This window comes from Aquihabitans sp. McL0605 (genome assembly GCF_049993875.1).
Classification (GTDB): domain Bacteria; phylum Actinomycetota; class Acidimicrobiia; order Acidimicrobiales; family Iamiaceae; genus Aquihabitans.
On sequence record NZ_CP188252.1, the window covers coordinates 4,540,327 to 4,560,069 of the forward strand.

The window sequence follows — 19,743 nt, forward strand, 5'->3', positions numbered from 1 at the left end:
TCTGACCGGTCGAACCCGGCGCCGGTACCGTCGGCGGCCATGGACTTCGAGCTCTCTGAGGAACTGGCCGCGCTGCAGGAGACCTGCCGGCGCATCGCCCAGGACAAGGTCAAGCCCCGAGCACAAGAGATCGACGAGACGGGGGAGTACCCGCAGGACCTGTTCGAGGTGTTCCGCGACGCGGGCCTGCTCGGGCTGTGCATCCCCGAGGACCTCGGCGGCTCGGGGGCCGGGATCTTGGGCCTCACCATCGCCATCGAGGAGGTGGCCAAGTACTCCAACACGGCTGCCCTCATGCTGCTGCTCACCCGCCTGCCCACCGGCCCGGTGATGATCGCCGGCTCACCCGAGCAGAACGAGAAGTACATCGCCCCCATCGCCGACGGCTCGAAGCGCGCCGCGTTCTGCCTGAGCGAGCCGCAGGCCGGCTCCGACGTCATGGGCATGCGCACCAAGGCCGTGCAGGACGGCGACGAGTGGGTGCTCAACGGCACCAAGTGCTGGATCTCCGGCGTGGTCCAAGCCGACTGGTACACGGTCTTCGCCAAGACCTCCGACGACGTCACCGAGCGCAACCACAACTCCATCTCGGCGTTCATCGTGGAGCGGAGCTGGGAGGGCGTCGAGGTCGGTTCCACCGATCGCAAGATGGGCGTGCGCGGCGTCGACACCGGCGAGCTGCTGCTCACCAACGTGCGGGTGCCGAAGGAGAACGTGATCGGCGAGATCGGCGGTTTCCAGCTCGCCATGCAGGGGCTCAACTCGATGCGGCCCATCGTGGCCGCCCGCGGCATCGGCCTGGCCGAGGGGGCGCTGATGTACGCCACCGAGTACGTGAAGGAGCGCGCCGCGTTCCGCAAGACCATCGCCGACATGCAGGGCATCCAGTGGGAGATCGCCAAGCTCGCCACCGAGATCGAGGCGGCCCGCCTCCTGACCTACCGCGCCGCGTCCATGGCCGACGCCGGCCGGTACCAGAAGGAGGACGTGCCGTACCTGTCGATGTGCAAGTACTACGCCACCGAGGTGGCGGTGAAGGCCTCGAACCTGTCCCTCCAGATGCTCGGCGCCGCCGGCTACATGAAGGACCACATGACCGAGCTGTACTACCGCGACGCCAAGCAGCTGACGATCGTCGAGGGCACCTCCCAGGTGCAGCTCGGGCTCATCGCCCGTGGCGTCCTGGCCCACGACCTGTGGTGGGACTGACGGACCCTGCTTGAGACTTGGACAGTTGAAGTTGCAACCACAGGCGCCGGCACAGCAGTAGCTTGGGACGGCTCGTCCGAGCAGGGAGACCGGGAACGTCCCGGTCCACGAAGGGAACCACCGTGTCCGACGCCGCCGCCATGAACGACTGGAACCAGCAGATCATCGCCGAGTTCCGCGCCAACGAGGGCAAGGTGAGCGGCCCGTTCGAGGGTGCGCCGATGGTGATCGTCTCGCACGCCGGCGCCCGTACCGGCACCGTGCGCCTCACCCCGCTGATGGCGCTGGTCGAGGGCGACAGCCTGGTGATCTTCGCCTCCAAGGGCGGCGCTCCCGACAACCCCGACTGGTTCCACAACCTCGTGGCCAACCCCGACACCACGGTGGAGTACGGCACCGAGTCGTTCCCCGTCCGGGCGCGCGTGGCCGAGGGCGACGAGCGCGAAGACCTCTGGACCCGCCAGAAGCTGGCCTACCCCCAGTTCCAGGGCTACGAGGACGCCACCGACCGGATCATCCCGGTCGTCGTCCTCGACCGCGTCTGACCGTGCTGGGCCGGCGGGTGGTGGCCACGGCACCGGTCCGGGTCGCGGATGTCGGCGGGTGGACCGACACCTGGTTCGGCGCGCCGGGTCGGGTGTGCCACCTCGCCGTCGGTCCCGGCGTGACCGTCGAGGCCAGCCTGGTCGACGCCGACGCCTCGCAGCAGGCGACCGTGCTCGTGGACCTGCCCGACGTCGGCAGCCGGTACGGGATCTCGTCCGGCGCGATCGAGCCGGACCACCCGATCATCGACCACGCGATCTGGGCCGTGCTCGGTGACGGCGCGCTCCCCGCCGGGCTGTCGGCCACCGTCCGGGTCACGGCCGCGGTGCCGGCCGGCGCGTCGCTCGGCACATCGGCCTCGGTCGTGGTCGTGGTCATCGCCGCGCTCGATGCGCTGGTCGGGGGGACCCGGACGCCGGCAGACGTCGCGGTGCTCGCCCACCAGGTCGAGGCCGAGCGGGCCGGGCGCGAGTCGGGCGTGCAGGACCAGTGGGCGGCGGCCATGGGCGGCTGCGGCCTGCTGGCGATCGGTGCCTACCCCGAGGCGCGCCACGAGCCGGTCGCCGTGTCGGCCGCCGCCCTCGACGAGCTGGGGGAGCGGCTGGTGACCGTGGTGTTCGGGCCGCACGACTCGTCTGCGGTCCATGCCGAGGTCATCAACGCGATGGTCGGGTGCGGCGGGGTGGAGCACGACCGGGCCCGTCGGGCGCTGCGCCGCCTGGCCAGCCTGGCCGGCGGCGCGGCCGCCGCGCTGGCCGAGGGCGACGTCGACCGCTGGGCCGAGGTGCTGACCGCGTCCACCGAGGCGCAGCGCTCGCTCCACGCCGGCCTGATCGGGCCCGCCCACCAGGCCGCCATCGAGGTGGCCCGGTCGCGGGGCGCCGCCGGGTGGAAGGTCAACGGTGCCGGCGGAGACGGCGGTTCGCTCACGATCGTCACCGGCCGCGGGCCGGGTGCGACGACGGCCGCCGAGCTCACCGCCGCCCTGCTGGCGGTGGACCCTTCGTGGCGGATCGTCGATCTGGTGCCCTCGGCGGTGGGCGTGACGGTGCGTAGGCTCGACTGATCGAAGCGGACACGGCGAACACCACGGACACGGCGGGCGACCACGGCAGGGCGGAGGTCCCCGTCCGACGGTGGAACCGGCCGCTCACCTGGGTGGTGATCGGGGTGATCCTCGTGGTGGTGGGCCTGCTGGGCATGGCGGCCTGGACGCTCGTGGATGCCGCCACCTCCATCGACGAGCCCACCTGGACCGCCGATCGATCGGAGCTGTCGCTGACCGAATCTCGCCTCGATCAGATCGTGACGGAGGTACACGACGTCGGCGTGCCCCAGGGGTCCGGTGATCCGGCGTCGTACCGGGGCTGCGCGATCGACAGCGGCAGCGTGTTCCAGCCCGCGGCGAGCGCCACCTGGGCCGCGGCCCCGGACGACGTCGGGGCCACGGCGGAGCGGATCGTGGCGGCGTTGCACGCCCAGGGCTGGATCGGCACGCGGTCGCCGGGAGCGACGACCGAGCTCCATCGGTCCTTCGGGGCGTGGAGCGCCCATGCCTACCTGGACGAGATCACCGAAGGCGATGCCCCTCGTGTCGGGTTCGAGGCCACGGTCGTCGGGGCCCATCCGTGCCGGGTGGCGTGACCGGGTCCCGGGTCAGCCGGCGCGGACGGCGGCTTCCTTCTCGGCGCTGACGGCCCGGACCAGGGCGAGGACCTCTGGGTCGGCCTTGCTGGGGGCGCCGCTGTCGTACGGGGGCTGGGGGTCGTACTCGATGCCCAGCTGGATGGCCTGCGACAGCTCGGGGCTCCAGATCTCGCCCACCAGCGTGAGCGCCAGGTCGATGCCGGCCGACACGCCTGCAGCGGTCCAGATCTTCCCCTGCTGCACCACCCGCTGCTCGGTGGGCGTGGCGCCGTAGGTGGCGAGCTCGTCGTACGCGTACCAGTGGGTGGTGGCGTCGAGGCCGTCGAGGATGCCGGCGGCGCCGAGCAGCAGGGCGCCGGTGCACACCGAGGTGGTGTAGGTGGAGGTGGCGTGGGTCGACGCCACCCAGTCGACGATCGGGTCCCGGTCGCGGGCGAGGCGCCGGGTGACGAAGCCACCGGGCACCAGCGACAGGTCGGGTGCGGCGATCTCGTCGAAGGTGTGCTCGATGTCGAGGTGCAGCAGCCCGTTGTCGTCGGAGAGCCGGCCGCGCTGGGCGGCGCACAGCACCACCTCGACGCCGGGGACCTGGGTGAAGACCTGGTACGGGCCGATGGCATCGAGGGCGGTGAACTCGGGGTAGAGGCCGATGGCGATCTGCATGGTTGCTCCTTGGATCGGTGATGCGGATTCTCGGGTCGATCAGGCCCCGGTGAGGTGGGTTGGTGACCTGAGATCGACGGGGTCAGGCGGGGGTGCGGGCGAAGTGCTGGCGGTAGCGGTCGGGGGTGGTGCCGATGCGGCGGCCGAACGCCCGGTGAAGGGTTTCGGCGTGCTTGATGCCGACGTGGCGGGCGATCGAGGCCACGGTCTGGTCGGTGGTCTCGAGGAGGCGGCGGGCGGCCTCGACGCGCAGCTCCTCGACGTGCGCGGCGGGCGTGGTGCCCGTCTCGGCCCGGAAGGCGCGGGCGAAGTTGCGGGGGCTCATGCCGGCTCGCTCCGCCAGGCGGTCGACGGTGAGGTCGTCGGCGAGGTGGTCGGGGAGCCACCGCTGGACCCCGGCGATGGCGGGGGTGCGGGCCGCTTGGGCCTGGAGCTGGGCGCTGAACTGGGCCTGGCCGCCGGGGCGGCGGGCGAAGACCACCAGCCACGCCGCCACCTCGTGGGCCAGCTCCGGGCCGTGGTCGGCCTCGACCATGGCCAGGGTGAGGTCGATCCCGGCGGTGACCCCGGCTGAGGTCCACCGATCCCGGTCGTGCACGTAGATCTGGTCGGGGAGCACCTCCACCTGACCACTGACCTCGGCGAGCAGGTCGCACGAGCCCCAGTGGGTGGTGGCCTGGTACCCGTCGAGCAGCCCGGCGGCCGCCAGCACCAGCGCCCCGGAGCAGACCGAGGCGATGCGATCGGCGCGACCGGCCAGGTCCCGCAGGCTCGCCAGGAAGGGCTCGTCGGCCATGAGAGGCCGGGTGCCGCGCCCGCCCACGACCATCACGGTGTCGAACGTGTCGGGGACGTCGGCCATGGCCCGGTCGGCGCCGATCTCGATGCCGCTGGTGGTCCGGACCCGCCCGCCGTCGGGGGTGGCGATCGTGGTCTCGTAGATCCCGCCGCCGACGATCCGGTCGGCGGCGTCGAACACCTCGACGGGCCCGGCCAGGTCGAGCAGCTGCAGGTGGTCGAAGGCGACGAGGACGATGGTTCGCGGCGTGCTCACGCCGTCAGTGTGCGCCCGACTGCGTCTGGCGGCAATGACAACCTTCTGACGATCCCTGCCAGCCGCAGCCGCACCGGCCGGTGGCTCAGCCTTCGGACTGGTCGGGCGCCCGTGGGCCCCGTCGGTCCCGGGCGCTGCTCAGCCCGAGCAGGCCGAGCACCAGCCCCGGGACGACGATGGCGTGGAGCAGGAGCACGGTGAGGACGGTGGCGGTGCCGACCTGGCTCCCGTTCACGATCACGAACCGGACCTTGTCGTCGAACAGGGGTCGGTAGCCCGCCATGTCCGTGCCGACCGTGACGGCCCAGAGCGCGAGCTGATCCCACGGGAGGAGCGTCCCCAGGTAGGCGGCGACCAGGATCCCGAGCACGACCAGCGGCCCGGTCGCCACGCCCCGGCGCCTGCGGTCGGGGCCGTGCCAGCGCGCCACGCCCTCTCCGAGCAGCACGCCGCCCAGGGGCACCGCGGTGGAGATGGCGGCCCACGCCGTCCAGCGGTGCACGGTGCGCACCCGGGTGGCGGTCGTGACCGACGCGTGCAGCTGGTAGATGTCGTTCCACGCCTGTGACGCGGTGGGCCGGTAGAAGAACGCCAGGTACACGCCGGTGAGCGCAAGCAGGGCCACCTCCGCCGTGAGGGCCCACACCAGCGCTCGCCGCACCGCCCGGAGCCGGTCGTTCGCCTCCGACCCAGCCTCGGTGGGCCGCGCCGCCGCTTCCGCCATCGCCGTCATGGCCAGACGGTACCCGTGGCGCCAGGTCGCCTTGGCGAACCGTGGACGGCGGCCCGGCGGCCACCTGACATGCTGTCGGCCATGACAGGGCTCACGTGGGACCAGACCGGCGGCTGGGCGAGCGTGCTCGGCACCCTCACCCAGCGGGGCGACCTCGACCGGGCCACGGCCGCCGCCGCCATGGGCGAGATCCTCGATGGCAACGCCACCCCGGTCCAGATCGCCGGCTTCATCGTCGCCCTCCGCATGAAGGGGGAGACCACCGACGAGCTGATCGGCCTGGTCAACGCCATGCTCGACCGGTCCGTGCGGGTGGAGCTCGACGACCCCGAGGGGGTCATCGACCTGGTGGGCACCGGTGGCGACCGGTCCCACAGCATCAACGTGTCCACGCTCGCCGCGCTCACCGTCGTCGGCGCAGGCGGACGGGTCTGCAAGCACGGCAACCGGGCGGCGTCGTCGTCGAGCGGCACCGCCGACGTGCTCGAGGCGCTGGGCGTGGCGTTCGACCTCGGCCCCGAGGGCGTGGCGCGCTGCGTGAGCCAGGCCGGCATGGGCTTCTGCTTCGCCCCTCGGTACCACGGGGCCATGCGCCACGCCGGGCCCACCCGCAAGGAGCTGGGGGTGCCCACCGTGTTCAACTTCCTCGGCCCGCTCGCCAACCCCGCCCGCGTCCGCCGGCAGGTGACCGGGGTGGCCGACGGCGCCATGGCCGAGCGCATGGTGCAGGTGCTGGCGGCCAACGGCTCGGAGCGAGCGCTCGTGGTGTTCGGCCACGACGGGCTCGACGAGCTCACCACCACCACCACCTCCACGGTCCACGAGCTGCGCGACGGCGAGGTCCGCACCTACGACATCGACCCGGCCGACCACGGCATCCCGCTCACCACCCTCGACGCGCTGCGCGGGGACGACCCCGCCACCAACGCCCGCCTCGCCCGGATCATCCTCGACGGGACGCCGGGGCCGGGGTCCGACATCGTGGCCCTGAACGCCGCCGCCGGCCTCCTGGCCGCGGGCCTGGTCGAGACCTGGAGCGACGGGGTCGACGCCGCCCGCACGTCGCTGGCCGAGGGCAAGGCCGCCGCCGCCCTGGAGCGCCTGGTCGCCGAGTCGCAGGCCGCCAAGCTCGACGAGCCGGCCTGACCTACTCGCCCAGGTCCCAGAGGGCGTCGAGGTCGCGCTTCGAGAACGCCTGGAACGCCACCATGGTCCGCGTCTCCACGATGCCGGGCAGCGCCGCCACCCCGCGGGTGACCACATCGGCGAGATCGTCGTGGCGGGCGACCCGGACGACCGCGATCAGGTCGACGTCGCCGGCCACCGAGTACACCTCCGCGATCCCGTCGACCTCGGTCAGCTCGTCGGCGAGCGCAGCCACCCGGGCCGGCTGCGACTTGATCAGCAAGAACGCGTGCACCATGGCCGCGGACCCTAGCGGCGGGCGGTGATCTGGGTGGGCGAGGTGGCCACCGGACCGGCGGCGAGCCCGGACCGCTCGTCGATCTGCTGGAGCAGGCGGTGGGCCTCGGCCAGGCGCTCCACCTGACCGGCCACGTTTGTGATGTCGCCGGCGTGGTCGGTGCGAGACCCGCCGGCCAGGACCGCCGGCGTGCGGACGGTGGTGCTCACCGACACGAGGCGGACGCACGTGAACTCGGCTTCGGACACCGATCGGGCCAGCTCGGCCAGGTGCGAGCGGCGCACCCCGCTGGGCAGCTGCGAGGTGCGGGCGAGCTGGTGGTCGAGGTTGACGGCCTGCTGGCGGAGCTCCTCGGCCAGCTCGACCATGGGCGGCTGCTCGACCGGTCGGCGCAGCCGCTTCTGCGGGATGCGGTGGTCGTCGGCGACCGCACCGGCGGTGCGGCCGACCTTGGCCAGGCGGCGGTGGAGCCGGGCCGGCGGCCGCGGATCGGCCAGCCAGGTGATCGGCGCGCCGGTGGCCACCTTGGGGTGGACCCGGTGGCGGCGGCGGAGCCGGTGGCGCACGAACAGGGCGGCCACGCACGCCGCGACGATGATCACGCCCGCCGTGCCGAGGAACGTGACCAGGAACCAGTTCACCTCCGAAAGGGTACCGGCGGCTCGAACGTTGGCAAGGGCGGACCGGCGGGGACCAGCGCGCCGTCGGCGTGGATGACGCGGATGCGGTGGCCCTGCCGGTCGAGCCACTGGGCGACGCACGCCAGCTCGTCGGCGAGGGCCTTGGGGAGGGGCGCGCCGGGTGCGGTGGCATCGCCGGGGAGCGGGACGGCGAGGTGGTCGGGGGCCGCGGGGTCGAGGTCGAGCGGGAGGGGCACCGCGCTGATGCCCTGCTTGGTGATGGTCCACGTGCGGACGAGGCGGCCGCGCAGCAGCTCGGCGCGGGACTGGCCGTCGACCTCGACCACCACCCGTCCGGCCCGCCGCAGCGTGTCGAACCGGCGCTGGCGCTTGAGCGCGGCCGCCAGCGCGGCGGCGCGGTCGCGCATGTCGGCCGCCTCTTCGAAGCGCTCCTCGGCGGCCAGCGCGTGCATCTTGGCTTCGAGCGGCCCCAACAGGAGGGCGTGGTCGTGCAGGAGGCCGCGCCGCACGGTGGCCACCAGGGCGGCGTAGGCCTCCGGGCCGATCGCCCCGGCGCAGGGGCAGGTGGCCACGCCCAGCTGGGCCGGCGCGCACGACCCGGTGCGGCTCGATGCCGACGGCGATCCCGTGCAGCGCCGCAGCGGCACGGCCGTCTCGATGGCCTCGGCCACCCGCTTGGCCGCCTTGTTCGACGGGAGCGGGCCCAGGTAGAGGGCGCCGTCGTCTCGGATGGCCCGCACCACCGACAGCCGCGGGAACGCCTCGGCGGTGAGCTTCAGGTAGCAGTAGCGGCGCCAGGTGGTGGACTGCCGGTTGAACCGCGGCTCGAGCCGGTGGATGAGCCGCACCTCCAGCACGGCGGCCTCGAGCGCGCTGGGGCAGACCACGTGGTCGATGCGCTCGACCTCTCGCAGCAGCTGGCCGACCTTCCGCCGATCGTCGCCGGAGAAGTACGACCGCACGCGCGACCTCAGGTCGGTGGCCTTGCCGACGTAGAGGGTGCGGCCGCCACCGTCGCGGAACAGGTAGACGCCGGGCTTGCGGGGGAGGTGGTCGGTGAGGCGCAGCTTGGCGGCCTGCGGGTGGGCGGCCATGGTGGGCAGGTCGATGAGGTCGTCGAGCCCGCAGACGCCGAACGCGCTGGCCCGCTCGATGAGCAGGTGCAGCAGGTCTCCCGTGGCGAGCGCGTCGTCGAGCGCCCGGTGGCTGGGCTGGTGGGGGAGCCGGAACCGGTTGGCCAGGGTGCCCAGCTTGCAGTTGGGGACCTCGTCGCGGACGAGCCGCCGGGCGAGGCGCAGCGTGTCGAGCACGCGGTTGGCCAGCTTGGGCCGGCCCGAGCGCTCGAGCGCGGCGTTGAGGTAGCCGAGGTCGTACCGCACGTTGTGGCCCACGATCACCGCGTCGCCGATGAACTCGAGGAACGTGGGGAGGACGGAGTCGGGCGGGGGTGCGTCGGCCACCATCGACTCGGAGATGCCGGTGAGCATGGTGATCTGGCGGGGGATCGAGTGGCCGGGGTTCACGAAGGTGCGGAACGTGCTGAGCTGCTCGCCGGCGCGCAGCTTGACCGCCCCGATCTCGGTGATGCCGCCATCGGCCGCGGTGCCCCCGGTGGTCTCCAGGTCCAGCACGCAGAACGTGACCTCGTCGAGCGGGGTGCCGAGCTCATCGAAGCTGCGTTGCATGGGCGGACCGTAGCGAACAAGCGTTCTCCGAACAAGTGTTCTTCTCCGACGGGCCGATACGATCGGCGGGTGCCTTCCACTGCCCGCTACCGGTGCACGTCGTGCGGGAACCTGACCCGCTTCGACGTCACATCGACCCGTCGCACCCGCGCCTACCACCACTTCACGGTGGGAGGAGAGCTGTCCGTCGAGGACGAGCAGGTGCTCGACGAGGCGATCGAGTCGGTCGAGTGCCGCTGGTGCGGCGCCGCCGGGCACGTCGAACCGCTCGACGAATCCGTCGACACCGCCACCGAGGGCTGAGCCACGCCCCCGGGTCCCGACCTGGACCCGAAGGCCCTCCGCTCTGCGTGCCGTCTGGCCGTGGCGGTGGCCATCGAGGGCGAGGCCGCCGACCCGCGCGTCCCGGCCCCGGGTGCGCTGCGGCCCGTGCTCGGGTTCTCGCGGCTGTCGTCGGCCGCCTACGGCGTGATCCAGCGGGTGGTCGACGACGACGGCATGTTCCGGGCCCGGGTGGCCGAGCAGGCCGACGAGGCCGCCCTCGGCCGAGCCGGGTGGCTGTGGCTGCACCGGCCCGTCGACTGGATGGCCGACCCGGCCGTCGCCGGATCTCCCTCCGAGGCCGCCGCCGCGGCAGCACCGTCGGCCGAGCCCGCCGAAGCCGCCCCTGGGCGCCGTGACGAGAAGGCCGCCGTGGCCCGGCTCCGCAAGGCGGCAGCCGATGCCGACGCCGCCCGCCGCCGCACGGCCGACCAGCTGGCCGAGGCGCGCAAGATCGGGGTCGAGCTGCGCGCCGAGCGCGACCGCCTGGCCGAGTCGGTGCGCACCCTGCAGGACGAGCGCAACGCTGCGGTGCGCACGTCGAAGGACGTCGAGGCCCGCCTGGCCGAAGCGCGCCGAGACCTCAAGGTGGCGCGGGAGGCCACCCGCCAGGCCGAGGCCGAGCTGCGGCAGGTGCGGTCGAGCGGCGCCCCTGCTCCTGGTTCCGCCGCCCCGCCGGCCGTCGCCGTCGCGGTCCCCACGATCCCGCTGCCGGCCGCGCCGCCACCGCAGCAGGCCCAGCAGCCACCGGTCGACGACGGCATCGATCGAGCGGCGGTCGGCGCCTCGATCCGCGCCGCGGCCAAGGCGGCCGAGGACCTCGCTGCGTCGCTGGCCGGAGCCGCCGCGGCGCTCACCGCCGCGCCGGCCCCCGGGGCGGCTGCTGACCCCGAGCCCGGCCGCAAGGCCAAGCGCAGCCACGACGGTGCGCCCGACAAGCGGCACAAGGCCAAGGGCCACAAGGCCAAGGGCGGGGCGCGCCGCCACCCCGCCCTGCCGCCGGGCGTCTTCGACGGCACGGTCGAAGCCCACCGGCACCTCATCGCCACCGCCTCCAACCTCCTCGTGGTCGACGGCTACAACGTGGCCCGCGCCGCCTGGTCGGGTCTGGCGCCCGAAGAGGAGCGCCGGCGCACGGTCGCCCTGCTCGACGACGTCCAGGCCCGCTCGGGCGCCAAGGTGATCGTGGTGTTCGACGGCGACGACGCCGTCACCGCCCCCAAGGCCAGCAAGACCGTGCGGGTGCGGTTCTCGGCCACGGGCCAGACCGCCGACGACGCGATCACCGACCTGTTGGTGGCCACGCCCGTGGACCAGGCGGTGGTGGTGGTGTCCTCGGACCGGGCCGTGGCCGCCGATGCCCGCCGCCTCGGCGCGGTGGCCGTCGGGTCTCGGGCGTTCCTCGTCGCAGCCGGCCGCTGACGCCGCGCCGGCCTCGCTGTCGGACCCCCTGGGGAAGATGGGCCTCCCCACCACAGGAGGTCCTGATGCACCGCATCGAAGAGTCCGATCACGTCCTGCGCATCGATTGCGACGAGTGCGCCCTGCAAGCCACCGATGCGTGCGAAGACTGCATCATCACGTTCCTGTGCGGGGCGGAGGCCGACACCCCCGTGGTGGTCGACCTCGCCGAGGCCCGGGCCCTGCGCCTGCTCGACGACGCCGGCCTGGCCCCGCCGCTGCGCCACATCCGCTCCACCGGGTAGCGCTGCGCGACCATGGCCCGGTGGGGCAGGTGCGCTGGGCCGATCTCGAAGCGCGTGGCCGGGCGGCGGGCCTCGACGTGGTGGCGGCCACCACCGCCGAGCCGTTCGACGACGCCCGCCAGATCCTCGAGGAGAGGCGCGCCGCCGGCCTCAACGGCTCGATGCAGTTCACGTACCGCAAGCCCGAGCGCTCCACCCAGCCCGAGCGCACGCTGCCGGGGGTCCGCACGCTCATCGCCGGGGCCACCTCGTACCACCGCGACCTCCCACCCGCCCCCGACGGGGTGGGGCCGCTCGCCCGGGTCGCCCGCTACGTGTGGGCCGACGACCAGGACCGGCTCCTGGCCGGGCTGCAGGCGGTGTGCGATGCGCTGGTCGAGGCCGGGCACCGGGCGTGCGTGGTGTCCGACCAGAACCACCTCGTCGACCGGCCGGTCGCCGAGCGGGCCGGCCTCGGCTGGTTCGGCAAGAACGCCAACCTGCTGCTGCCCGGCCGCGGCAGCTGGTACCTCCTCGGCACCGTGCTCACCGACCTGGAGCTCAGCGAGATCGACGGCGTCCCGGAGGGCCGTCACGTGGCCGACGGGTGCGGCACCTGCGAGCGCTGCCGGCCGGCGTGTCCCACGGGGGCCATCGTGGCGCCCGGCACGGTCGACGCCCGCCGCTGCCTGTCGTGGTCGCTCCAGGTGACGGGCTCGTTCCCCCGGGACCAGCGGGTGGCGCTGGGCGATCGCCTGTACGGCTGCGACGACTGCCAGGAGGTCTGCCCGCCCAACCGGCTGGAGCGCCGCCGGGCTGCGCCCGGTGGCAGCGGGGTGGCGGTGGCGCTGGGCCGGCCCGAGAAGGCGTGGGTCCCGGTGCTGGGCGTCCTGGCCGCGTCCGATCAGGAGCTCCTCGACCGCCACGGCCGCTGGTACATCCCGAACCGGGACCCGCGGTACCTGCGCCGCAACGCCCTGGTGGTCCTGGGCAACGTCGGCGATGGCACCGATCCGGTCGTGCGCGCCGCGCTCACCAGGGCCCTGAGCGGCTCCGATGCGCTCCTGCGGGCGCACGCCGTGTGGTCCGCGCGGCGCCTCGGGTGCGACGATCTGCTGGTGGACCTCGCCGACGACCCCGATCCCGAGGTGCAGGCCGAGCTGGCTGCGCCCGTGGCGCCGCGAGGAACGGCGTGAAGCACCTCCTCGTCACCAACGACTTCCCTCCCAAGATCGGCGGCATCCAGTCGTACCTGTGGGAGCTGTGGCGCCGCCTCCCGGCCGACGAGGCCGCCGTGCTCACCACGCCGTACCCGGGCGCCCACGAGTTCGATGCGGCCGCGCCCATCCACGTCGAGCGCATCGAGCGCTCGGTGATGCTCCCCACCTCGGCGCTGGTGCGGCGCATCGACGAGACCTCCGAGCGGGTGGGGGCTGAGATCGTGCTGCTCGACCCGGCCCTGCCGCTCGGGCACGTGGGCCCCTCGCTCGCCCGCCCGTACGGCCTGGTGCTCCACGGCGCCGAGATCACCGTGCCCGGCCGGGTCCCGGGCCCGCGCCACGCGCTGGCCCGGGTCCTGCGGGGGGCCGAGATCGTCATCGCAGCGGGCGGCTACCCGGCCGACGAGGGGGAGCGGGCCGCCCGCCGCGGCCTGCCCGTGGTGCTCGTCCCGCCGGGGGTCGACACCGACCGGTTCGTCCCGCTGAACGACGAGCAGCGCGCCGAGGTGCGCACCCGCTTCGGGGTGGCGCCGGAGTCGACGCTGGTGGTGTCGGTCAGCCGCCTGGTGCCCCGCAAGGGGATGGACGTGCTGATCCGCGCCGCCGCCCGCTTGGCGCCCATCCACCCCGGGCTCGAGGTGGTGATCGGCGGCGGGGGCCGCGACGAGGCCCGCCTCCAGCGCTTGATCGCCGAGCTGGGCGCACCCGTCCGGATGGTCGGCCGCGTCGACGATGCCGACCTGCCCGGTCTCTACGGCGCCGCCGACATCTTCGCCATGGACTGCCGCAACCGGTGGCTGGGCCTGGAGCAGGAGGGGTTCGGCATCGTGTTCCTCGAGGCCGCGGCGTGCGCCGTCCCGCAGGTGGCGGGCGACAGCGGGGGAGCGGCGGAGGCCGTCGTCCACGGCGAGACCGGGCTGGTGGTGAGCGACCCCACCTCGGTCGCCGCGCTGGCCGAGGCCCTGCGCACCCTCATCGTCGACCCCGACCTGCGCCGGCAGATGGGCGAGGCGGCCCGCCGGCGCGCCGAGGAGTCGTTCGCCTACGACGTGCTGGCCGCCCGCCTCCGCACCGCCCTCGATGGATCGGCGTTCCGGTGAGCAGGCTCCTGCCCGACATCGAGGGCCGCAGCCTCCTGGTGGCCGACCTCATCGGCACCGTGGCGATGTTCGTGGTCCTGATCCTGCTGGCGGTGAGCAACGCCGATGCGATCACCATCCTCAACCTGATCGTGTCGGGCGCCCTGTTCATCGGCGGCTGCATCGGCTTCGGCATCGGGTTCTTCCGCGCCGTCGGCCGCAGCCGCACCGAGCAGATCGACATGGCCGGGCTCTTCTACCTGACCGACTCGGCGCCCAAGGAGACCCAGCGGGTGTTCATGGGCCTCTGGTTCGCCCAGATCGCCATCGCCGCCGTCTCGATCGCGGTGAGCAGGCCGTTCCCGTTCGAGGTGATGGCCCCGCTGTGGGGGATCGGCATCATCGCCTGGTGGGCATCGTCGTACGCCACCTTCCCGCCCCGGGACGACTCCTCCCACGGGTAGCCTCGGCCCCTGTGCCCGGGGACCAACCCTGGAACCGCACGTCTCACCGACCATCTGGAGCGTCCTGGACCCATGGCTGATCGAGCGACCGAGACGACCACGATCGCCGCCCCACCCGACGCGGTCCGCGCCATCCTCCTCGACTTCCCGCGCTACCCCGAGTGGGCCAAGGACCTGAAGTCGGTCGAGGTCCTCGAGACCGATGATCAGGGCCGGGGCACCTCGGTGCGCTTCCGCGCCGCCGGCATGGGCCGCTCGATCCACTACACGCTGGCCTACGACCACACCGACCCGAACGTGTTCCGCTGGGTGCTCTCCGAGGGCGACATCATGCGCAAGCTCGACGGGCACTACCTGCTGGCCGACGCCGGTGGCGCCACCGACGTCGTCTACGAGCTCGAGGTGGAGCTGGTGGTCCCGCTCCCCGGGTTCGTCAAGCGGCGCACCCAGACCAAGATCATGCACGCAGCGCTCCACGAGCTGAAGGCCTACGCGGAGCGATCGGGCCCCGCGTGAGGGTCCTCCTCTTCACCGGCAAGGGCGGGGTGGGCAAGACCACCACCGCGGCTGCCACGGCCCTGCGCTGCGCCGATGCCGGCCTGCGCACCATGGTCCTCAGCACCGACCCGGCCCACTCGCTGGCCGACGCGTTCGGGGTCGACCTGGGCGACCTGGCCGTCGAGATCGTGCCCGGCCTGTGGGGCCAGCAGCTCGATGCCCAGGCTCGCATGGAGGACACCTGGCAGGAGATCCAGGCCTGGCTCCTCGAGGTGTTCCAGTGGGCCGGGGTGGCAGCCATCGAGGCTGAGGAGCTGTCGGTCATCCCCGGCCTCGACGAGATCTTCAGCCTCAGCGACATCAAGGCCTACGCCGAGAGCGGCGAGTGGGACGTCGTGGTGGTCGACTGCGCGCCCACCGCCGAGACGCTGCGCCTGCTGAGCCTCCCCGAGATCCTGCGCTGGTACATGGACCGCGTGTTCCCCACGTCGCGCAAGCTCAACAAGGTGGTGTCGCCGCTGCTCGGGCGCATGGCCGGCCTCCCCGTCCCCGGCGACGAGGTCTTCGGGTCGGCCGCCAAGTTCTACGACCGGCTCGACGGGGTGCGGGAGCTGCTCACCGACACCTCGCGCACCAGCGTCCGCCTGGTGGTGAACCCCGAGCGGCTGGTGGTGGCCGAGGCCCGCCGCACCTACACCTACCTGTCGCTGTTCGGCTACCGGGTCGACGCGGTGGTGGCCAACCGCCTGCTCCCCGAGGCCATCACCGACCCCTGGTTCCAGGAGTGGAAGGCCCGCCACGCCGAGCACCTGTCGTCGATCGAGGACGGCTTCGCGCCGCTGCCGATCCTCCGCGCCGAGCTGGCGTCCGACGAGCTGGTCGGTGTCACCGCCCTGCGCGCCTTCGCCGAGCACCTCTACGCCGACCTCGATCCGGCGGCGGTGCTGCACCCGGGCGAGCCGCTCCAGGTCGTCCGCAAGGGGACCGGCTACGAGCTGTCGGTCGAGCTGCCGTTCGCCGACAAGGACGAGCTCGAGCTCGGCCGTCGCGACGACGAGCTCCTCATCCGCGTCGGGAGCCACCGCCGGGCGCTCCTGCTGCCCGACTCCCTGCGCCGCCGGGAGGTCCGGGCCGCCTCCCTGCGCGACGGCAAGCTGCGGGTCACGTTCTCGGCCGATGCCGATGCCGATGCCGACGGGGTCGATGCGACCGATGCAGGTGGTGCTCCACCGGCGAGATCCACCGGGTGGGCCCGTCGCGGCGAGCGGACGGCGGGCCGGGCCCGATGACCGAGCCCGGGCCGGCGTTCGGCGCCGAGCCACCGACGGGTGACGCGTTCACCGACGATCCGCGCGTCCAGTCGGGCCTCGAGCACCTCCAGCGCGCCGCCCACGAGGTGATCGCGGCCACGCGGGCGCTGCTCGACGTCGCCGAGGAGCTCGTCGACGACCCCAAGGCCGCCGCCGGGATCGCCGATCTGCTCGGATCGGTGGCCGGCCGTCGGCCCCGCAGCTCCGGAACGGCCCCGCACCGACCCGACGACGACGACGGCGAGCCCCCGGTCCAGCGCATCCCGGTGTCCTGATCGCCTCCGGGCGGTACCGGGCCGACGGCCCATCAGGTACCGTCCCCCTGGCTGGTCCCGCGATCGCTCGCGGAGATGGAGGGTTGCAGTGAAGGTGCTCCAGGTGCGCGACGTCGCTGGTGACCGCCCCGCGGTCGACCTGCACGGGCAGGTCACCGTGGTCAGGGGCCTCGACCCGTTGCGGCGCGCCTGGCTCATCGAGGTGCTCGGCGGGCTGGCCTCGGGCACCGACCTCGACGCGAAGGGCGAGCTGATCGCCCACGGCATCGAGTTCCCGCTCGACCGCACGTCGCTCGCACTGCTCGACCTCGAACGGCCCGTCCCGTCCGTCGTGCGCGCCGCCGAGCTCCCGGGGCACGATCCCCGGGTGGCCGAGGCCGTGGCCGAGCGCGACCGGGCCCTGATCCGCCGCCGCGAGCTCACCGAGCAGATCACCCGCCAGCGCGAGGCGCTCGGCGCCGCCGTAGCCGAGCGCACCGCCGCGCTCGGCGAGCTCGACGAGCTGCGCCGTGGCGACGGCGCGGCCCGCGAGGCCATCGCCGCCGCCGACGCTGCCCGGGCTCGCATGGAGGCCGAGATCGCGTCGGCCGTCGAGGAGCGGGCCCGCAACCTCGAGGCGCTCAACCAGGCCGTCTTGGCCCGAGACGTGGCCAGCGAGGCCCGAGCGGCCGCGGCGGAACGGCTCGAGCGCACCCGGGAGCACCGCCGCGAGGCCATGGCGAAGGCCACCGACGCCGCCGCTGCCGTCGAGCAGGCCCGGCCGCTCATCGCCGACGACCCCACCGATCAGCTCGTCGCCCGCCGCGCCGAGCTCGCCGCCGCCGAGGCCGCCGCCGGCGAGGCCGATCCCGACAAGGACAGCAGCCCGGCCAGCCGGATGCTCGCCGACCTCGAGCGCCGGCGCGTCGAGATCGTGCGCCTCCAGGAGGCCGTCGGCAGCCGAGACTCCGGCGGGGTGCAGGGCGCGCTCGACCGCATGCTCGGCGCCACCAGCGAGGCCCCGCCCGTGGTCGCGGCCCTTGCGCTGGCCGACACCTGGCGAGATCTCCACCAGCAGCTCAACGCCCTCGATGCCGGCGTCTCCGACGCGGAGTACGCGGCCGAGCAGCGCGTCGCCGAGGCCCGCCAGCAGGTCATCGAGGCCGAGGTCGAGTACAACCAGCCCGTCTTGACCCCCGAGCAGATCGTCAAGGTCGAAGCGGCCCACGCCCTCGTGCTCGAGGCCCAGGACCGCACCGAGGCCCGCTTCGGTGGCAGCCGGCTCCGCAAGAAGCTCGACGAGGCCCGCATCGAGGAGCGCCGGGTGCTCGAGCGCCTCGGCTTCTCCACCTACGCCGACTACATGATGAGCTCGTCGAGCCGGGGCGTCGGCTCCGCCAACCGCAGCGTGCTCGATGCGGCGCGCACCAACCTGAGCACGGCCGAGGAGCAGCTCGCCACCCTGCCGGGAGCGGCCGACCGCGCCCGTCGGCGCACGGAGCTGCTCCAGCGCCGTGACGCCGTCGCCCCCCGCGTGGCCGCCCTGCTCGGGCACGAGCCCACCGGCCCCGAGTCCGAGGAGGAGCTGCGGGCGCTGCGCGAGCCGGTGGCCCCCGACGAGGCTGCGTCGGCCGAGCTGGCCACCGAGCTCAACTTCGCGGGCGTCGCCGTGGTGGGCCCGCCGTACGACCGAGACGACCTCGTGATGCTGGCCCGCTTCTACCTGTCCGAGCAGGACACGGCCGACGAGCGGCGCGACGAGATCGCCACGGCCCTCGCCGCGCTCGACGATGCCATCGCCACCGTCCGGGCCGCCCGCGAGCGGGGCCAGGACGAGGTGCCGCTGCTGGTGCCGCTGCCCGAGCTGGCCCAGCCGCTCAGCAGCGCCGCCCCCGAGGATGCCGATCCGGCGGCCCAGTCGGTCACGCTGCGCGAGGCGCGGTGGGCCGAGGTCGAAGCCGCCCAGGCTGCGGTCGCCGCTGCCGAGGACGCCGTGGCCCAGCACCGTCGGGCCAGCGACTCGTTCACCACCCTCGAGGCCGACCTGGCCCGGTGCACCACCGAGGAGGAGGAGGCCGCCGCCGCGGTCGCCGAGGCCGAGACCGACGTGTCCCTCGCCAACGGCCCGTCGTTCGATGCGGCCGTCGCCGCCGCTGGCGAGGCCGAGGCGGCGCTCACCCGCTCCGCGGTCCGTGAGGATGCCGCCCGCCGGGCCGTCGAGGACGCCGTGGGCGCCTCGGGTGTCGACGCCATGGTCCAGGCCTCCGAGGAGCGGGTGGCCAACGCCGAGCAGCTCGTCACCCAGGCGGCGGCTGCCGAGCAGACCACCGCGGCGTCGCTCGCCGAGGTCGATGCTGCCTTCGCCCAGGCCACCGCCACCGAGGAAGCGGCGTCGGCCGAGGCGGCTCAGCTCGACCGGGCCAAGCTCGTCGATGACATCGACTGGGAGCTCATGTCCCGTCTGGCCGCCCTGCGCTCGGTGGGGCTGGCGGGGTCGGTTCCGCTCGTGCTCGACGACCCGTTCGCCGTGCTCGACGACGACGAGCTCACCTCGGTCCTCGACCGGCTCGTCCGCCTGGCCGACGCCGTGCAGGTGGTGCTGGTGAGCGACCGCGAGGCCGCCGTGGCCTGGGCCGCCCAGATCGGCTCCGAGCGCGCCCTGGTCCACTCCGCCTAGCGCTGGTCGATCCTCCCCGTCAGGGGTGGAACATCGACCAGCCCTCACGGCTGCTCGCGGCTGGCCTACTCGAAGTCGGTGCCCTTGGCGCGGGCGAGGCTCTCGGCGATCTCGGCCTCGGCCTGGTCGCGGCCCTCGAAGCCCTTGGTGTTGGCGAACTTCCCGGGCTCGAGCTGCTTGTAGACCTCGAAGAAGTGCTCGATCTCGTCGGTGAGGAACATCGGGAGCTGGTCGATGTCTTGGACGTGGTCCCAGCGGGGGTCGCCGTAGGGGACGCAGATGATCTTGGCGTCGGGACCGGCGTCGTCGTCCATCCAGAACACGCCGACGGGGCGGGCGCGCACGCGGCAGCCGGGGAAGGTGGGCTCCTCCATGATGACGAGGGCGTCGAGCGGGTCGCCGTCCTCGCCGAGCGTGTGCTCCACGTAGCCGTAGTCGGCGGGGTAGACGGTGGCCGAGAACAGGCGGCGGTCGAGCCAGATCTCCCCGGTCTTGTGGTCGATCTCGTACTTGTTGCGGCTGCCCCGGGGGATCTCCACCACGATCGGGACGTAGTCGGTGTGTTCGGCCATCCGCCCAGCATGCCAGGTGGCCCGCAGCCCTCCCCGAGCCGGGTTGCCGCGGACGGAACCCC

Annotated in this window: 22 protein-coding genes; 15 read left to right on the plus strand and 7 right to left on the minus strand. The window is 73.7% G+C overall.

The annotated features are described in order from the left end of the window. Positions 1–39 precede the first annotated feature (39 nt). From ACPPVX_RS21050 to ACPPVX_RS21065, 4 genes are all read left to right on the plus strand, one after another. The gene (locus tag ACPPVX_RS21050; protein ID WP_426572538.1) at positions 40–1,209 is read left to right on the plus strand and encodes an acyl-CoA dehydrogenase family protein; all 1,170 of its coding nucleotides are present in this window, start codon (positions 40–42) and stop codon (positions 1,207–1,209) included. Between the two features lie 122 nt (positions 1,210–1,331). Then, positions 1,332–1,754 carry a nitroreductase family deazaflavin-dependent oxidoreductase gene (locus ACPPVX_RS21055; protein WP_426572539.1) on the plus strand — a complete coding sequence of 141 codons (423 nt, stop codon included), beginning with the start codon at positions 1,332–1,334 and terminating at the stop codon, positions 1,752–1,754. Positions 1,755–1,756: 2 nt separating this feature from the next. Then, positions 1,757–2,821 (plus strand): hypothetical protein, encoded by a 1,065-nt coding sequence (locus tag ACPPVX_RS21060; RefSeq protein WP_426572540.1) that lies wholly within the window; start codon positions 1,757–1,759, stop codon positions 2,819–2,821. A 92-nt stretch (positions 2,822–2,913) separates the two neighbouring features. Further along, a complete protein-coding gene (locus ACPPVX_RS21065; protein ID WP_426572541.1) occupies positions 2,914–3,399 on the plus strand; it encodes a hypothetical protein in 486 nt (161 codons plus the stop codon). 12 nt (positions 3,400–3,411) lie between these two features. Here ACPPVX_RS21065 and ACPPVX_RS21070 read toward each other — a convergent pair whose 3' ends face one another. From ACPPVX_RS21070 to ACPPVX_RS21080, 3 genes are all read right to left on the minus strand, one after another. Then, positions 3,412–4,065: a DJ-1/PfpI family protein gene (locus ACPPVX_RS21070; RefSeq protein WP_426572542.1), complete on the minus strand. Its 654-nt coding sequence runs from the start codon at positions 4,063–4,065 to the stop codon at positions 3,412–3,414. 82 nt (positions 4,066–4,147) lie between these two features. Further along, the gene (locus ACPPVX_RS21075) at positions 4,148–5,119 is read right to left on the minus strand and encodes a GlxA family transcriptional regulator (protein ID WP_426572543.1); all 972 of its coding nucleotides are present in this window, start codon (positions 5,117–5,119) and stop codon (positions 4,148–4,150) included. 85 nt (positions 5,120–5,204) lie between these two features. Beyond that, on the minus strand, positions 5,205–5,852 hold the full coding sequence (locus tag ACPPVX_RS21080) for a cytochrome b N-terminal domain-containing protein (protein ID WP_426572544.1): 648 nt from the start codon (positions 5,850–5,852) through the stop codon (positions 5,205–5,207). 81 nt (positions 5,853–5,933) lie between these two features. Between ACPPVX_RS21080 and trpD the strand changes: the two genes are divergently transcribed. Next, complete coding sequence (trpD, locus tag ACPPVX_RS21085; protein WP_426572545.1) at positions 5,934–6,998, plus strand: anthranilate phosphoribosyltransferase; 1,065 nt, start codon at positions 5,934–5,936, stop codon at positions 6,996–6,998. A 1-nt stretch (position 6,999) separates the two neighbouring features. Here trpD and ACPPVX_RS21090 read toward each other — a convergent pair whose 3' ends face one another. From ACPPVX_RS21090 to ACPPVX_RS21100, 3 genes are read right to left on the minus strand one after another with little or no spacing between them, the layout of a single operon-like run. Further along, the gene (locus ACPPVX_RS21090; protein ID WP_426572546.1) at positions 7,000–7,275 is read right to left on the minus strand and encodes an Lrp/AsnC family transcriptional regulator; all 276 of its coding nucleotides are present in this window, start codon (positions 7,273–7,275) and stop codon (positions 7,000–7,002) included. An 11-nt stretch (positions 7,276–7,286) separates the two neighbouring features. Continuing rightward, positions 7,287–7,916, minus strand: a complete 630-nt coding sequence (locus tag ACPPVX_RS21095; protein WP_426572547.1) for a hypothetical protein — start codon at positions 7,914–7,916, stop codon at positions 7,287–7,289. After that, entirely contained in the window at positions 7,913–9,601 is a 1,689-nt protein-coding gene (locus tag ACPPVX_RS21100; RefSeq protein ID WP_426572548.1) for a DEDD exonuclease domain-containing protein, read from the minus strand. Before ACPPVX_RS21100 ends, ACPPVX_RS21095 begins: the two co-directional genes overlap by 4 nt. A gap of 69 nt (positions 9,602–9,670) precedes the next feature. Between ACPPVX_RS21100 and ACPPVX_RS21105 the strand changes: the two genes are divergently transcribed. The 10 genes from ACPPVX_RS21105 to ACPPVX_RS21150 all read left to right on the plus strand — a co-directional run bounded on the left by ACPPVX_RS21105 (position 9,671) and on the right by ACPPVX_RS21150 (position 19,109). Further along, positions 9,671–9,904: a hypothetical protein gene (locus ACPPVX_RS21105; protein ID WP_426572549.1), complete on the plus strand. Its 234-nt coding sequence runs from the start codon at positions 9,671–9,673 to the stop codon at positions 9,902–9,904. Between the two features lie 60 nt (positions 9,905–9,964). Then, the gene (locus ACPPVX_RS21110; protein WP_426572550.1) at positions 9,965–11,344 is read left to right on the plus strand and encodes an NYN domain-containing protein; all 1,380 of its coding nucleotides are present in this window, start codon (positions 9,965–9,967) and stop codon (positions 11,342–11,344) included. Positions 11,345–11,409: 65 nt separating this feature from the next. Further along, on the plus strand, positions 11,410–11,628 hold the full coding sequence (locus ACPPVX_RS21115) for a hypothetical protein (protein WP_426572551.1): 219 nt from the start codon (positions 11,410–11,412) through the stop codon (positions 11,626–11,628). A gap of 20 nt (positions 11,629–11,648) precedes the next feature. Then, a complete protein-coding gene (gene queG, locus ACPPVX_RS21120) occupies positions 11,649–12,803 on the plus strand; it encodes a tRNA epoxyqueuosine(34) reductase QueG (RefSeq protein ID WP_426572552.1) in 1,155 nt (384 codons plus the stop codon). Further along, positions 12,800–13,927 (plus strand): glycosyltransferase family 4 protein, encoded by a 1,128-nt coding sequence (locus ACPPVX_RS21125; RefSeq protein WP_426572553.1) that lies wholly within the window; start codon positions 12,800–12,802, stop codon positions 13,925–13,927. Before queG ends, ACPPVX_RS21125 begins: the two co-directional genes overlap by 4 nt. Further along, complete coding sequence (locus tag ACPPVX_RS21130; RefSeq protein ID WP_426572554.1) at positions 13,924–14,370, plus strand: hypothetical protein; 447 nt, start codon at positions 13,924–13,926, stop codon at positions 14,368–14,370. The genes ACPPVX_RS21125 and ACPPVX_RS21130 overlap by 4 nt, the downstream gene beginning before the upstream one ends. A gap of 72 nt (positions 14,371–14,442) precedes the next feature. Beyond that, complete coding sequence (locus ACPPVX_RS21135; RefSeq protein WP_426572555.1) at positions 14,443–14,886, plus strand: SRPBCC family protein; 444 nt, start codon at positions 14,443–14,445, stop codon at positions 14,884–14,886. Beyond that, positions 14,883–16,157: an ArsA family ATPase gene (locus ACPPVX_RS21140; protein WP_426572556.1), complete on the plus strand. Its 1,275-nt coding sequence runs from the start codon at positions 14,883–14,885 to the stop codon at positions 16,155–16,157. The genes ACPPVX_RS21135 and ACPPVX_RS21140 overlap by 4 nt, the downstream gene beginning before the upstream one ends. After that, positions 16,154–16,453 carry a hypothetical protein gene (locus tag ACPPVX_RS21145; protein WP_426572557.1) on the plus strand — a complete coding sequence of 100 codons (300 nt, stop codon included), beginning with the start codon at positions 16,154–16,156 and terminating at the stop codon, positions 16,451–16,453. Before ACPPVX_RS21140 ends, ACPPVX_RS21145 begins: the two co-directional genes overlap by 4 nt. A gap of 88 nt (positions 16,454–16,541) precedes the next feature. Further along, positions 16,542–19,109, plus strand: a complete 2,568-nt coding sequence (locus ACPPVX_RS21150; RefSeq protein ID WP_426572558.1) for a hypothetical protein — start codon at positions 16,542–16,544, stop codon at positions 19,107–19,109. A gap of 65 nt (positions 19,110–19,174) precedes the next feature. Here the strand turns inward: ACPPVX_RS21150 and ACPPVX_RS21155 are convergent, their stop codons facing one another. Beyond that, positions 19,175–19,681, minus strand: a complete 507-nt coding sequence (locus ACPPVX_RS21155; protein ID WP_426572559.1) for an inorganic diphosphatase — start codon at positions 19,679–19,681, stop codon at positions 19,175–19,177. Positions 19,682–19,743 lie beyond the last annotated feature (62 nt).